Origin of the sequence: Polaribacter butkevichii (assembly GCF_038024105.1) — a bacterium.
GTDB lineage: Bacteria > Bacteroidota > Bacteroidia > Flavobacteriales > Flavobacteriaceae > Polaribacter > Polaribacter butkevichii.
This window is the reverse complement of sequence record NZ_CP150661.1, coordinates 1,484,363-1,497,528: the sequence shown is the minus strand read 5'-3', so window position 1 is coordinate 1,497,528 and position 13,166 is coordinate 1,484,363. Positions and strand designations below refer to the sequence as shown.

The following is a 13,166-nucleotide window of genomic DNA, read 5'->3' as shown; positions in this document are numbered from 1 at the left end:
GCGCCTTTCCCGAGTTTTTGCCAACGTGTTTATATATGGTTTGTTGCGTGTTTCAAGCACCTAATTTAGTAAATAATTACTGACAAAGAAAATCCGCGAGGATTTTCGCAAGTAAGCAAAAAGCCAGCAATAAATTATATATGGTGTTGGTAAAAGTTTTTTTAATTCCAAAATTGATTAAATTTAAGTATTCTTTTTCATTCAGGTTTTTAAAATTCAGAGTTGAGTAAGAAGTTCGCAAATATTTTCAATTTCATATTTCATTAATTTGTACAATTTTATTTTCACGTTTTATAAATTCACATATTTTTTATTTCGACAATTTTATGTTATAATTAATCTTTAAACTTATTATATTCTTCTAAATTTATATCACTCTTTTTTGGGTTAATAGAAGAATAAGAAACATTAAAAGCTTTTCCAACACAACCTCGAATTCCATCTTTACATTTAAAAAATGAAGTCGAAATAACATTTTTATATTTAACTTCATTAACTTCATATTCATATGTTAGAAGGTAATCATATTCAGAAAATTGATATTCAGTAACTTTTCCGATTACAGTTTTTTTATTGTCAATGATTTCTTTGTGATAAGAATTTTTTTCAAATATTGTGTAGCAAATAATTAATAAAACTGAAAGAATGAAGAAAAATGGTTTTTTATTATCACTCATTTTTTTAATTTTTACCAACGTTGTTGTGTAGGAAAAGTTGCGGGTTTAAGCACTAAAGTTAGTAAATAAAACACAAACCAAGAAAATCCGAGAGGATTTTCGCAAGTAAGCTAAAACAAGCAATTTTTTTTACACGGTGTTGGCTTTTAGTGCTTTTGTTTAATTTCCTTTCGTTATTCTTAATTCAGACTTATTTTTACAATCTAAACATATAACATTTTTATTTTCAATCTTGTACTTTGTTCCTAAATATTCAGATTTCTCATTATTATAATTTAGTTTTAGAACATTATTATTTAAGCTAAATGTTCCAATATTTTCCGTTTCACAACCAATTCCCAAAGTATTTGAGAAAAAGCGACCACTTTCGTATAATTCTAATTTTATTAAAGGAAAACTATTACTTTCAATAACAATTTTTTGTTTTCCATAAGTTGTTGAGAACAAAATTCCCCTAAAAGAAATACTTAATATGACTAACGTACAAACATATATTATTGAAATAATTCTATATTTTTTCCATTTCCCTTGATTGTGAAAATTTATTGTGTTGATAATAAATCCAATTATTAGAATTGTAAAAGTCAAAATGAATCCAAGTAAAAATATACTTTCAGCGTCACAAATCGCTCCGTTTCCAGGAATATTCATATAAATGAAAATTATTCCTATCAGTGATATTATACTTAAAACAATTACTTGTCCTATTATCGTTAAAATTTTTTTAATTTTCATTTCTTAAACTTATTAATTCAGATTTTCTGAATTAATATCAATTCTTATAACGTAATTTCAAATTTCGAGCTTGGATTTTCCTGCATTAAAGCCAACGTTGATGTATAAGCTTTGTTGCGTTGGTTTAGCAGTAAAGTTACTAAATAATTACTGACCAAGAAAGTCCGCGAGGACTTTCGCAAGTAAGCAAATAGTTAGCAATAAAGTTTATACGGTGTTGTGTTTAGTACTTTTTCATATTCAGATGTTATTGTCTCTTCGCAATTTAAATTTTCAGCCATTTTAATCATAGAGTTTAATTTATTCTCAATGTATTTTATTGTGATTGAATTTTCCTTTTTTGTATTAATTTCCCAAGAAATTCCATATTTGTCAATTATAAATTTCTCGTTATTCTTTTTTTCAAATTCCGTTTTCATTTCTTTTAATTCAGGAATGTTTCCATAAATACTGAATGTTACAATTTTCGGTTTTCGAAAACTTACTTCGAAATATATTTCCCAATTATTAAATTTTGAAAAATAAATATAATCAATCATTCCATTTGGATGAATTACAGATTTCACACGATTATAAAATCCAATTTGTTTCAGATTTTTATATGGGTTTTTAGAGTAAATTCGGTTGTAATTTTTCCTGTTTCTATACCAATCCCAAGACCAAACGCCCAAAATAAAAAGCGGAAGAATAATTAATGTTCCTAAAAAAATAATAATTATCCATTTTAAAGGTATTTCAGAACTATCAAACAATAAAAGTAAAATGAAAATAAAACTTAAAAAACCAGCAGACCAAAAGTATCCTTTTTTCAGATTTTTGGAATTTAATTCTATAAGTTCATTCATTGATTAGGATTTCGTTTTGTATTAAACACAACGTTGTTGTGTATGGTTTGTTGCGTGTTTAAGCAGTAAATTTAGTAAATAAAACACGAACCAAGAAAGTCCCAAAGGACTTTCGTAAGTAGGCGATTACCAGCAATAAATTATACACGGCTTAAGTTAGCATTTTATAATAAAAGACTAAATTTAAGTATATAAATCAGAAAGAATAAAAGAGAGAATTAAGGTTAATATACACGGTGAAGCCAAGACTTCGACAACATTGATAATCCTCTCTCTTTTCTACTAACAATCACGTTCAGTTCTGTGAGACCTAGATCTCGATTTCAAGTTGTTGTGAGTAAAAGTAGGTTATTCTTTCATAAATCAGTTCTTATGAATAAATATAAGGAAATTTTTGGAGTTGACATCAGTAAAGACGTTTTTGATGTTTATGGAAGTACAAGTGGTCATGATCAATTTAAAAATGATGAATTAGGGTTTAAAAGATTCTTAAAAAGTCTGCCTAACAACTCATTAGTAATTATGGAAGCAACAGGTTATTATCATTATAGATTAGCTCAGTTTTTATACAAGCAAAGCATTTTTGTATCGGTTGTAAATCCTTTATCAGTCAAGCGATTTATCCAAATGAAATTATCTAAAGTAAAGACGGATAAAAGTGATGCGAAGGCTATTTGTGAATATGGAACCATTAATGAAGTTCCATTGTATACGGCTCTTACCAATGTTCAGAGCGAGTGTTTACAGTTGTTTAGATTATTAGATAGTAATATTAAAAAACGTACAGCGGTTAAGAATAAAATTCACGGAGAAGAAGTTTTAGGGATTCCTTCTAAGTGGGTTTATAGTTCATTAAAACGGACTAAAAAACATTTAGATAAAGAGATTTTAGGAATCGAAACAAAAGTATTATCGTTAGTAAAACAAGACCAGCAAGCACAGTTAACATTGCTAACAAGTATTCCAGGAATAGGATTGAAAACGGCATTGTTTTTAATTGTAATTACTGATGGATTTAAGAAATTTGAAACAGCTTCACAATTATGTAGTTATGTAGGAATTACTCCAACGATAAGAGTATCTGGGAGTAGTGTACGTGGAAGAAGTAGAATAAGTAAGGTTGGAAATAGGAAGTTACGCAACCTCTTGTTTCTCTGTGCTTTTACAGCTAGCAAGCATAATAAAGGATGTCGCGAGATTTATGAGCGAATTGTTAACAAGGGTAAGAGTAAGAAATTGGCTTTAATAGCGGTTTCAAATAAATTGATAAGACAGGGTTTTGCTATTGCAAAATCAGGTTTACCATATGACGAAACGTACGTTTCTGTTTTATCAAAATAAGTAGTATTTACATAAAAAATAAAAGCTCAAAATACGAATTCATAGCATTATGAGCCTAAAATAATAGTGCGTAAATTTAATGAAGAAAAGAGTTGTTTTTTAGCTCAGTTCTTTGTTAGGCGTAGTGTTTTTACTTTTCAATACTTCTTTTTTCAACTTGGTTTTTTAAATGTTCTGTCGTGTTTTCCGCTCCACGAAGTTATATAATATGTAATACAATCATAATTAAAATGTTCAAGATTTTTCCCACTTTCAAGAATTTCTATTTCTTTATTTGTCAAAAGTGTTGATACTCCACCACCAGCAGAAACAACAAATAATTCGTCTTTTAATAATTTATAAAAATTTTCAAGTGCTTTTTTCAGTTCCTTTTTGAAATTCAGTTCTGCAAAATTATCATAATGGCTATGAAAATTACCAAACCCAACAGTTAATTCGTTATTTTCAGTTTCAAAGTATAAATTAGCAACAGTATTTTCATTTTTTGGTTTTAGTTCAACCGAAATATACTTTTTTCCAAAATTCGATTTTTCTAATGATATATTTTTTAATAACTCTTTGTTATGCCTTTTTAAATATTTATAAACTTTAAGAGAATAATCATTTAACTCTTCACGTTTAAGTTCGTCTTTCTGTAATTTAAAAAAACTATAAAAATTATCTTTTATATTGCTTATTATCATTTCATTACGTTCGTTTTTTTTGACATTACGCCTAACGTTGTTGTATAAGGAAAGTTGCGGTTTTGTCAGCGAGGAATTTCCGAAGGAAATTCAGAAGTTGGCAAAAATGCAACTGCCTTTAATTAAGCACTAATTTAGCAATTTTTTTTATACGGTGTTGGCAACTGGCTTTTACTTTTTCGGCATTTCTGTTGTGACATAAATCAGTTCATCACATTTTTCTGATGTTAATTCCTTAATAGCATTCTTTTCCAAAATTGTTGCAATTCCGATTATTTTATTCTTTTCAATCTTATGATATGCATTTTTTGATATAATTTTTCCATCCAAGACATAAATAGTTTTTTTGTCAGAATTTGAGTTTTTATTTCCTAATTCTGAAAGTATCGTTTTTACTAATACAGCTCCATTTTTTCCTTTTTCTCCGTAAATTTTAAAAGCAGTTTCTTTCTTTAAATATTCGGTGTTTACAATATCTTCTTCTAATAATAAGAATGCTCCGTCATTCATTAATTCATACTGCTCAACATAACCATCAATTAGAACTAATGGATTTTCAGTTAAAGAATGTTTTTCCTTAATTGACTCAACATAATTTGCTAAATAAGTTTTGTTCGTCTTTTTCTCATTACAAGAAATATTTATAAAAATCAGAAATATTATTATGTAATTTTTCATTCTGTTCATTTTTCAGCGTTCTGTTTTTTGCTTGTTGCCAACGTTGTTGTGTTATGAAAAGTTGCGATTAAAATGAACGGCTATTTTCCGAAGGAAAATAGAAGTTTATAGAAAAGCTACTAATTTTTATTAAGCTAAAATTAAGCAATTTTTTTTACACGGTGTTGCCAGTAGTTTTTATTCCGCTGGTTTATTTATTTCGGTTGAGTTGTTGATTGAAGATAAAATATCAATCCAATCTTCTTTTTTGCTAACTCTTAATTCCAAAAGGTCATACAAATCTTGTTCATTTACATATTTTATTGATAATACATCAAATCCGAAATCGAATATTCTCGTATCTAATTTGTTGCTTACTATTTTATCTACTTGGATAATCTTTTCAGCAGTTTTATTTATTCCAGCGTAATATTTGATTTTTAATTCATTCGATTCAGCATTATATTCAATCAAATGGTTTTTCTGTTTGTAAAAGATAAACAGAGAAACTATTAACCACAAAATGAGGTAATAAATTATAAATCCGAATTCTAAATAATTTTGTCTTAATACATAGATTATTAGGATAACCAACAATATCGCAGGTACAAGAAATTTATTCAATAATATTTTATTCTTTAAAGTCATTTTCGGTTAAAATTCTATTTCCTTATTTAAATATAATTGTGATTTTAGTTTTCTATTCGTTCAATTCAAATGGCTTCTAGCTGTTCCGTTAAATTACTGGCAACGTTGTTGTGTTATGAAAAGTTGCGATTAAAATGAACGGCTATTTTCCGAAGGAAAATAGAAGTTTATATAAATGCGACTAATTTTTATTAAGCTAAAATTAAGCAATTTTTTTTACACGGTGTTGCCTAAAGTTGTTTTTTGTTTTTCTGATTTTGGTTATTATTTTCGAGATTTAGCGTTCAAGAGATAATTCCGCCAATATTTTTAATTCCGCAATATTTGGAATTCAACAATTGAGTGTTTTTTCATGTTTTGACTTACGAGATCTTTCCTAATGTTCAAATTTTGAGTTTGAGTGAAAATTCCGCAAAGATTTTCATTCCGCAATAATTGGAAATTCAACATTTGAGTGGTTTCTTTTATTCTTAAAAAACGAGATTTCTCCGCCTTTTTTAAATTTTAAGTTTGAGTAAAAATTCCACAAACTTTGTTTTAAGAATCTCTATATTTTCAACCTTTTTAATGTTTATAAAAAACTAAATTTTTGACTCGCGAGAGAGTGTCTAACATTTTAAAATTCAAGAGTTTTATTGTTTTTTTTCGAACAGTTTGAGTGGTTCTGGACAATTTTTGGCAACGTTGTTGTATAAGCTTTGTTGCGTTGTTTAAGCATTGAATTTACTAAATAAAACACGAACGGCGAAATTCCGGAGGAATTTCCCAAGTGAGCTATAACCAGCAATAAAGTTTATACGGTGTTGTAAAACGTTTTTTATTTATTCAATTCGGATTAGTTGCTTTTCAACAGGTTTTGAATTTCCGTACTTTTCATTAAATTCCTTGACCATATTTTCGTAATTGTCAATTAGGTCAACTTGAATTTTATTTTCATTTTTTCCTGCGTCTGAAACTGCTCCGACAACACCAGTATTCGCAACATCATTTTTGTTGATATTCCAGTTAAAAGTCAAATCTCCGATATAATATATTTTGTTCGGTTCTAAATCTACAGATAAATAATTGTCAGGAACATTTTTTCGATATTCATTGTATTGAAGTAGAGATATAAAATGTTTTCCTTTTGGTAATTTCATAAATACATATCCATCTTTTTCAACCCAAACAGCGTTTTTCCCCCATAACCTTTCATCCCAGAGAAAATTCCATTTTGTATTTATATTTTCTCCATTATTTTTTATGAACGCACGAGTAATTATGATAGCTTCATCATTCTCGATTTCCGTAGTTTTCAGTTGTCCGCTTGCGCAACCAATTAGCAATCCTAAAAAAGGAATTATTAAATATTTTAATCTTGTTTTCATTTTTTTTTCAAATGTTTTACAACGTTGTTGTTTATGGGAAAGTTGCGTTTAAAAGTGAACGGCTATTTTCCGCAGGAAAATAGGGGTTTACAAAAACGCGACTAGTTTTGATAAGGCACAATTTAGCAATTTTTTATAAACGGTGTTGCAAGTAGTTGGTTTTTTTTCAGTTTGTAGCACTTTTTCATTTTTCAAAATTCAACGTTTGAGTGGTAATTCCGCCAAGTTTGTCATTCAAGGTTTGAGTGAATTTCGCGCTCTAGATTTTTCGTGTTTTGCTAAATTCCGCAAACTTATTAAATTCAGGGTTTGAGTGAAAATTCCGGCATTTTGCTAAATTCCGCAATTTTGGATTTTCAGGGATTGAGTAAATTCATTTTGATTAAATTGCTAAAACTCTCCAATTTTACAAATTTTGCCGAACGAGAGAGTGTCTAGCTTTTTTCCGTTTTTAAATTCAAGAGTTTTGAACCGCAAATTTCAAGTGTCTGAGTGGTTTCCGCCAATTACTTGCAACGTGTTTGTGTTATGGAAAGTTGCGTTTTTGTGAACGAGGAATTTCCGAAGGAAATTCAGAAGTTTATAAAAAAGCAACAAACTTTAATTTAAGCTAAAAGTAGCAATTTTTTATACACTGTGTTACCACACGTTTTTTTATTCTTCAATTTCTATTAATTCCTTGTCAATTGCAATTAGCATTAATCCTTCCAATGTATATCTGCGATAAAATTTCATAAATGCCATAAAAAACACATAGGAAATTAGTCCAATTATAATTAATTGTAAATAATTCACAAAACCATTTATCTGGTTAGTCATTATGTATACAAAATACCAAAATATAATTATTGATATCAAAGTCATAGTTCTCAAAAAACCATAAAGAACAACATAATTTACTAATCTAAATTGATGGTTTTTAGAATGCTCAAATGTATAATGTGAAAATATTCTGAAGAAGTCATAATTTTTCAAACCTTTAATTTTATTATCAAGCTCAATATTTTCAAGTAATCTATTAATTAAAATAAGTCCTTTTTTTGAAATTGTCTCAATTAGAAAATCATCTAATTTTCTAGTATAGAAATTTTTAAACTTAAATAAATCTCCAAGTATTAAATCTAAAACTGTAACAGGAAATAATATAACGGCTAAAATAAATCTCCTAATATTCAGAGTTTTAATTACTCCTTTTTTATTAAAACCTAAAAGGTATTTTGAAGGATAATCATATTTCCAATTCGCATATTTTTCAATTGTAATTGATGATGTGAAATTTAATAAATGACCTAAGGAATAACTTAATATTACAAAGAAAAGGACTTTTTCAATTTGAAGTTCCGAGTTTAATTTTAGAAAACTAGATAAATCAAGTTTGTCATTTATACTCCCAAGATATTCTATGAAAGTATATAAATAAATTAGAAGAGCTCCTGGTATAAAATATCCTAAAAAATCATAAATTGAAAAAGGATTTTGTTTTATCATAGGTACAAATTTTTTATGTGTGGTAACGTTGTTGTGTTATGAAAAGTTGCGATTAAAATGAACGGCTATTTTCCGAAGGAAAATAGAAGTTTATAGAAAAGCCACTAATTTTTATTAAGCTAAAATTAAGCAATTTTTTTTACACGGTGTTGCCTAAAGTTGTTTTTTGTTTTTCTGATTTTGGTTATTATTTTCGAGATTTAGCGTTCGAGTGACAATTCCGCCAACATTTTCAATTCCGAAATATTTGGAATTCAACATTTGAGTGGTTTTTCATGTTTTGACTTACGAGATCTTTCCTAATTTTCAAATTTTGCGTTTGAGTGATAATTCCTCAAAGATTTTCACTCTGCAATAATTGGAAATTCAACATTTGAGTGGTTTCTTTTATTCTTAAAAAACGAGATTTCTCCGCCTTTTTAAATTTTAAGTTTGAGTAAAAATTCCACAAACTTTGTTTTAAGAATCTCTATATTTTCAACCTTTTTAATTTTTATAAAAAACTAAATTTTTGACTCGCGAGAGAGTGTCTAACATTTTAAAATTCAAGAGTTTTATTGTTTTTTTTCCAACGGTTTGAGTGGTTCTGGACAATTTTTGGCAACGTTGTTGTGTATGATTAGTTGCGTGTTTCAAGCACTAAAGTTAATAAATAAAACACAGATAGAAAGTCCGCGAGGACTTTCGTAAGTAGGCTATAACTAGCAATGAATTATACACGGTGTTGTGGTTAGTTTTTTTCAGTTATTGGAATTCCATAAGGACCATTTTCAGATGTTGATTTTGAGTAAGATTTTCGGTTTTTTAAATCCATAATCAGAAAATCAATTCCGTTTAGTTTTATACTTATTTCGTTTCCGTTCCAATCAATTTCTATGTCCTTATTTTTAATTTCTCGTTGGATAGAGAATTCATTCGAATACCTTTTCATTAATGGTGCAGAAATAGCGTTATTGATATAGTCTTTTATTTCTTTACTTGACTCAACAAGAGTTCCGCGAGAACATATAAATCCGTCAAATTCAATTCCGATACTTTCCTCCGAATGTTTCAAGACATAAGCCCAAACAGAATGGTCATCTCCTTCGACAATGACCTCTCGATTTTGTTCTTCATTTATTTTAGATAAATAGATTTCGTTCATTTTAGACTTCTTGATTTGTTTTACCATAAATGTGGTTTTGCAAAATAAAGCCAACTACACCATAAAGTCCATAAGCAACTGAATAAAATTCCGATTATGAAAAATACCATTCGGAACCTTTTAATTCCGACTCTGTTTTTCAGGTAATACCAGTCAAATAATTCCAATAAAATTCCTAATGAATAAAAAATATTTGCTCCAATTCCCCAAATAATAATTCCAATTGTGTCGTCTATTGTCCAAGAGTATTCTCCTCTTGAAAGTCCATCGTAAATTCCAAAAATTCCGAAAAGTCCAACAGCGACATTATAAATCCATCTTTTGGATTCCCACCATTTTATGTTCAATTTTAATTGTTCTATCGTCATTTTCTTAAATTAACCACAACGTTGTTGTATAAGCTTTGTTGCGTTGTTTAAGCAGTGAATTTAATAAATAAAACACGAACGGCGAAATTCCGGAGGAATTTCCCAAGTGAGCTAAAACCAGCAATAAAGTTTATACGGTGTTGTACGTAGGCTTTTTATTCCTGTTTCTTCATTTCAATTCCTTTCGGGTTTTCAGGAAATCCAATTAATTTGTTTTTGTAAAAATACATTTCAAAATTTTCGCCTTGTTTCCACCATTTTAATATAATACTATCTCCTTTTTTTAGATTCATACCCATTTTTATGATTTTCAAAGAATCATTCGGATTTGGATTCAGTTCATAAATTCCATAAGTATTTGGGTTTTCAGAAATATCTAAACGTAAATTTCTGTTTTCAATTTTAAAATGATAGTTCGTTTGAGAATAAGGATGATTTTCAATCCAAGAATTCCAGAAAAAAGAGAAGATTAAATAACAGATAATTGTGTTTACAAAAAATAAAATAGAAAATCTTTTTTTAATTAAGAATGTAATAATTCCAACCAGAATGTTCACAATAAATATTCGAGGTCTATAAGATTCAATTCCAACTGACATAAATGAATAAGGTTCAATTATACTAACCCAATATTTCATTAATAAAATATCAATTAATAAAATTAGAACTCCAATTCCGACAAATATTTTTGTTTCAGATTTTTTCATTTTCAGCTTTAAATTCCGCTTGTTTTTCATTTTTAAATATCTGAAAACTTAAATTTTAACTAAATTTTTGTTGGTAATTCTAGCTTACGTACAACGTTGTTGTGTTATGAAAAGTTGCGATTAAAATGAACGGCTATTTTCCGAAGGAAAATAGAAGTTTATAGAAAAGCCACTAATTTTTATTAAGCTAAAATTAAGCAATTTTTTTTACACGGTGTTGCCTAAAGTTGTTTTTTGTTTTTCTGATTTTGGTTATTATTTTCGAGATTTAGCGTTCGAGTGACAATTCCGCCAACATTTTCAATTCCGAAATATTTGGAATTCAACATTTGAGTGGTTTTTCATGTTTTGACTTACGAGATCTTTCCTAATTTTCAAATTTTGCGTTTGAGTGATAATTCCTCAAAGATTTTCACTCTGCAATAATTGGAAATTCAACATTTGAGTGGTTTCTTTTATTCTTAAAAAACGAGATTTCTCCGCCTTTTTAAATTTTAAGTTTGAGTAAAAATTCCACAAACTTTGTTTTAAGAATCTCTATATTTTCAACCTTTTTAATTTTTATAAAAAACTAAATTTTTGACTCGCGAGAGAGTGTCTAACATTTTAAAATTCAAGAGTTTTATTGTTTTTTTTCCAACGGTTTGAGTGGTTCTGGACAATTTTTGGCAACGTTGTTGTATATGTTTTGTTGCGTGGTTTAAGCACCTAATTTAGCAAATAAAAACCGAATAGAAAATCCGCGAGGATTTTCGTAAGTAGGCTAGAACTAGCAATAAATTATATACGGTGTTAGCACCAGTTATTTATTTTTCAATTCGATAATTTCACTTATTTGTGGTGTTTTTTCCGAGTATTTGATTCTTATTGTGTCTCCTATAAATAATGTTTTTTCAGGATTTTCTTTTGTAGACGTATGAAATGTTTTATCTCCTACAATATATTTTGCCTTAACAGACCAAACATCCGTTCTGCTTTTTCTAATAATTAACCACGCTTTTTCAATTATTCCGTATGTTATTTTTCCGTTTTCTTTCAGTTCGTTTTCACTATAAACATTCAGCCACAGACCAAATGGAATTCCAAGAAAAATTGACAGATAAGCAATTCCTTTTCGTGTCTTTTTGGAAAAAGAAGTTAATTCCAATGATTTAAATAGTAAATACGGTAATAATAAAAATATTCCTCCATATATAATCCATCTCATTATTCCTTCTCCAGAATAAAAGACTTCTTTCGGTGTAAGAAAAATTATTGAAATCCAAATAATAACATAGATTATCGGTAATAATTTGTTCAAGTTCATTATTTTTATCTTATTGGTGCTAACGTGTTAGTATATGGAAAGTTGCGGTTTTGTATGCGAGGATTTTCCGAAGGAAAATCAGACGTAACAAAACAAGCAACGACCTTTGTTTAAGCACAACACCAGCAATTTTTTATATACTGTGTTGTAAGCAGTATTATTAGCTCTATTTCTTAATTTTATAGTTGTCATTTATGTTGTCTATATAGATTTTAGAGTCTTTGAAAAATCCAATTCCGATTTTTGCTTCCTTTGCTGAATTTATAGTTGTTTTGATATTTTCAAACTTTATATTTCCTAATTTGATTATAGGCAATATTCCAACTTTTTCCTTTAGTTTTTGAAGACCGCCAAGAGTATATCTTTCTCTTTCATTGTTAGAAAAATTATGTTGTATTAATAATTCTTTAGCTAGTTTAGATTCCTTAGGAATATTAAAATCAGCTGATGAACCAAAATCTACCATTACTTTATAATCAGTTTCATTGATTGTAATGTATGTATATGGTGAACCTTTTTCTATTGTTCTTTTAATGGTCTCATAATTTGTGTCCACTATATTTTTGTTAGATAATTTTATCGTTCTGTTAGGGTAATCAATAAGCCAATTTGCTTTTTTTATAATAGACTGTCCAATTATCCCTCCAAAATTGGGGATTTGTTCTTTAAGACCTTTCATGTCACCATTTAGAGCGAACGTATTAGTGAAATCTATATTATTAATTTTCATCGATAATATAATCTCACTCCCTAATCTCATTTTACGTTTAGAGGCTCCCCCATAATTGTTAGTTTTGCCAATCATCGAGTCTCTTTGAATAATGGAATAGTCAGCACCTGTATCAAAAATAAAGTTTTTGGTAACTCCATTTATTTCAAATGGTAAAATCATAACTGATTTGAGTGTCGTAAATTTCGTTTTATATTCAAAATTTTCGGGAACGACATTTCCTTTGTTTTGTTTATTGGTTATAGAGGAACAAGATATATTTAGGATTAATAGACTTAATAATAGTATTTTTAACTTTTTCATAATTCTTTTGGCTTGCCTATTATTCTAGATTCAAAAAAAATGTTTAAGATTATCTGAGTTTTTGTGTATTGCTTACAACGTTGTTGTGTTATGGAAAGTTGCGATTTTTATGAACGGTTATTTTCCGCAGGAAAATTGAAGTGAGTAAAAATGCAACTGCCTTCGGT

14 protein-coding genes are annotated in these 13,166 nt (G+C 28.3%); 1 reads left to right on the top strand and 13 read right to left on the bottom strand.

Features of this window, described 5'->3' with window-relative positions; all coding sequences use genetic code 11:
• Positions 1-335: 335 nt before the first annotated feature.
• From WG951_RS06200 to WG951_RS06190, 3 genes are all read right to left on the bottom strand, one after another.
• Positions 336-677 carry a hypothetical protein gene (locus WG951_RS06200; protein ID WP_105050651.1) on the bottom strand — a complete coding sequence of 114 codons (342 nt, stop codon included), beginning with the start codon at positions 675-677 and terminating at the stop codon, positions 336-338.
• Positions 678-836: 159 nt separating this feature from the next.
• Positions 837-1,412 (bottom strand): hypothetical protein, encoded by a 576-nt coding sequence (locus WG951_RS06195; protein WP_105050650.1) that lies wholly within the window; start codon positions 1,410-1,412, stop codon positions 837-839.
• A 194-nt stretch (positions 1,413-1,606) separates the two neighbouring features.
• Positions 1,607-2,257 carry a hypothetical protein gene (locus WG951_RS06190; RefSeq protein ID WP_105050649.1) on the bottom strand — a complete coding sequence of 217 codons (651 nt, stop codon included), beginning with the start codon at positions 2,255-2,257 and terminating at the stop codon, positions 1,607-1,609.
• A 372-nt stretch (positions 2,258-2,629) separates the two neighbouring features.
• Between WG951_RS06190 and WG951_RS06185 the strand changes: the two genes are divergently transcribed.
• Positions 2,630-3,598: an IS110 family transposase gene (locus tag WG951_RS06185; RefSeq protein WP_340915824.1), complete on the top strand. Its 969-nt coding sequence runs from the start codon at positions 2,630-2,632 to the stop codon at positions 3,596-3,598.
• 152 nt (positions 3,599-3,750) lie between these two features.
• Here WG951_RS06185 and WG951_RS06180 read toward each other — a convergent pair whose 3' ends face one another.
• From WG951_RS06180 to WG951_RS06135, 10 genes are all read right to left on the bottom strand, one after another.
• Positions 3,751-4,281, bottom strand: a complete 531-nt coding sequence (locus tag WG951_RS06180; RefSeq protein ID WP_105049301.1) for a hypothetical protein — start codon at positions 4,279-4,281, stop codon at positions 3,751-3,753.
• A gap of 171 nt (positions 4,282-4,452) precedes the next feature.
• Positions 4,453-4,959, bottom strand: a complete 507-nt coding sequence (locus WG951_RS06175; protein ID WP_146105279.1) for a hypothetical protein — start codon at positions 4,957-4,959, stop codon at positions 4,453-4,455.
• A 177-nt stretch (positions 4,960-5,136) separates the two neighbouring features.
• Positions 5,137-5,412 carry a hypothetical protein gene (locus WG951_RS06170; RefSeq protein ID WP_146105278.1) on the bottom strand — a complete coding sequence of 92 codons (276 nt, stop codon included), beginning with the start codon at positions 5,410-5,412 and terminating at the stop codon, positions 5,137-5,139.
• A 995-nt stretch (positions 5,413-6,407) separates the two neighbouring features.
• A complete protein-coding gene (locus WG951_RS06165; protein ID WP_340915822.1) occupies positions 6,408-6,953 on the bottom strand; it encodes a hypothetical protein in 546 nt (181 codons plus the stop codon).
• Between the two features lie 654 nt (positions 6,954-7,607).
• Positions 7,608-8,441, bottom strand: a complete 834-nt coding sequence (locus WG951_RS06160) for a hypothetical protein (RefSeq protein WP_105049298.1) — start codon at positions 8,439-8,441, stop codon at positions 7,608-7,610.
• A 730-nt stretch (positions 8,442-9,171) separates the two neighbouring features.
• On the bottom strand, positions 9,172-9,612 hold the full coding sequence (locus WG951_RS06155) for a hypothetical protein (RefSeq protein ID WP_340915820.1): 441 nt from the start codon (positions 9,610-9,612) through the stop codon (positions 9,172-9,174).
• Positions 9,606-9,953 (bottom strand): hypothetical protein, encoded by a 348-nt coding sequence (locus WG951_RS06150; RefSeq protein WP_340915818.1) that lies wholly within the window; start codon positions 9,951-9,953, stop codon positions 9,606-9,608. Before WG951_RS06150 ends, WG951_RS06155 begins: the two co-directional genes overlap by 7 nt.
• 155 nt (positions 9,954-10,108) lie before the next feature.
• Entirely contained in the window at positions 10,109-10,660 is a 552-nt protein-coding gene (locus WG951_RS06145) for a hypothetical protein (RefSeq protein WP_340915816.1), read from the bottom strand.
• Between the two features lie 802 nt (positions 10,661-11,462).
• The gene (locus tag WG951_RS06140; protein WP_146105277.1) at positions 11,463-11,960 is read right to left on the bottom strand and encodes a hypothetical protein; all 498 of its coding nucleotides are present in this window, start codon (positions 11,958-11,960) and stop codon (positions 11,463-11,465) included.
• A gap of 172 nt (positions 11,961-12,132) precedes the next feature.
• Positions 12,133-12,999, bottom strand: a complete 867-nt coding sequence (locus WG951_RS06135; RefSeq protein WP_105049296.1) for a retropepsin-like domain-containing protein — start codon at positions 12,997-12,999, stop codon at positions 12,133-12,135.
• Positions 13,000-13,166: the final 167 nt, after the last annotated feature.

Excerpts from the sequence above, each read along its gene's own strand:
- WG951_RS06200 (WP_105050651.1), bottom strand. The coding sequence starts at position 677 with ATGAGTGATAATAAAAAACCATTTTTCTTCATTCTTTCAGTTTTATTA.
- WG951_RS06195 (WP_105050650.1), bottom strand. The coding sequence starts at position 1,412 with ATGAAAATTAAAAAAATTTTAACGATAATAGGACAAGTAATTGTTTTA.
- WG951_RS06190 (WP_105050649.1), bottom strand. The coding sequence starts at position 2,257 with ATGAATGAACTTATAGAATTAAATTCCAAAAATCTGAAAAAAGGATAC.
- WG951_RS06185 (WP_340915824.1), top strand. The coding sequence starts at position 2,630 with ATGAATAAATATAAGGAAATTTTTGGAGTTGACATCAGTAAAGACGTT.
- WG951_RS06180 (WP_105049301.1), bottom strand. The coding sequence starts at position 4,281 with ATGATAATAAGCAATATAAAAGATAATTTTTATAGTTTTTTTAAATTA.
- WG951_RS06175 (WP_146105279.1), bottom strand. The coding sequence starts at position 4,959 with ATGAAAAATTACATAATAATATTTCTGATTTTTATAAATATTTCTTGT.
- WG951_RS06165 (WP_340915822.1), bottom strand. The coding sequence starts at position 6,953 with ATGAAAACAAGATTAAAATATTTAATAATTCCTTTTTTAGGATTGCTA.
- WG951_RS06160 (WP_105049298.1), bottom strand. The coding sequence starts at position 8,441 with ATGATAAAACAAAATCCTTTTTCAATTTATGATTTTTTAGGATATTTT.
- WG951_RS06155 (WP_340915820.1), bottom strand. The coding sequence starts at position 9,612 with ATGGTAAAACAAATCAAGAAGTCTAAAATGAACGAAATCTATTTATCT.
- WG951_RS06150 (WP_340915818.1), bottom strand. The coding sequence starts at position 9,953 with ATGACGATAGAACAATTAAAATTGAACATAAAATGGTGGGAATCCAAA.
- WG951_RS06145 (WP_340915816.1), bottom strand. The coding sequence starts at position 10,660 with ATGAAAAAATCTGAAACAAAAATATTTGTCGGAATTGGAGTTCTAATT.
- WG951_RS06135 (WP_105049296.1), bottom strand. The coding sequence starts at position 12,999 with ATGAAAAAGTTAAAAATACTATTATTAAGTCTATTAATCCTAAATATA.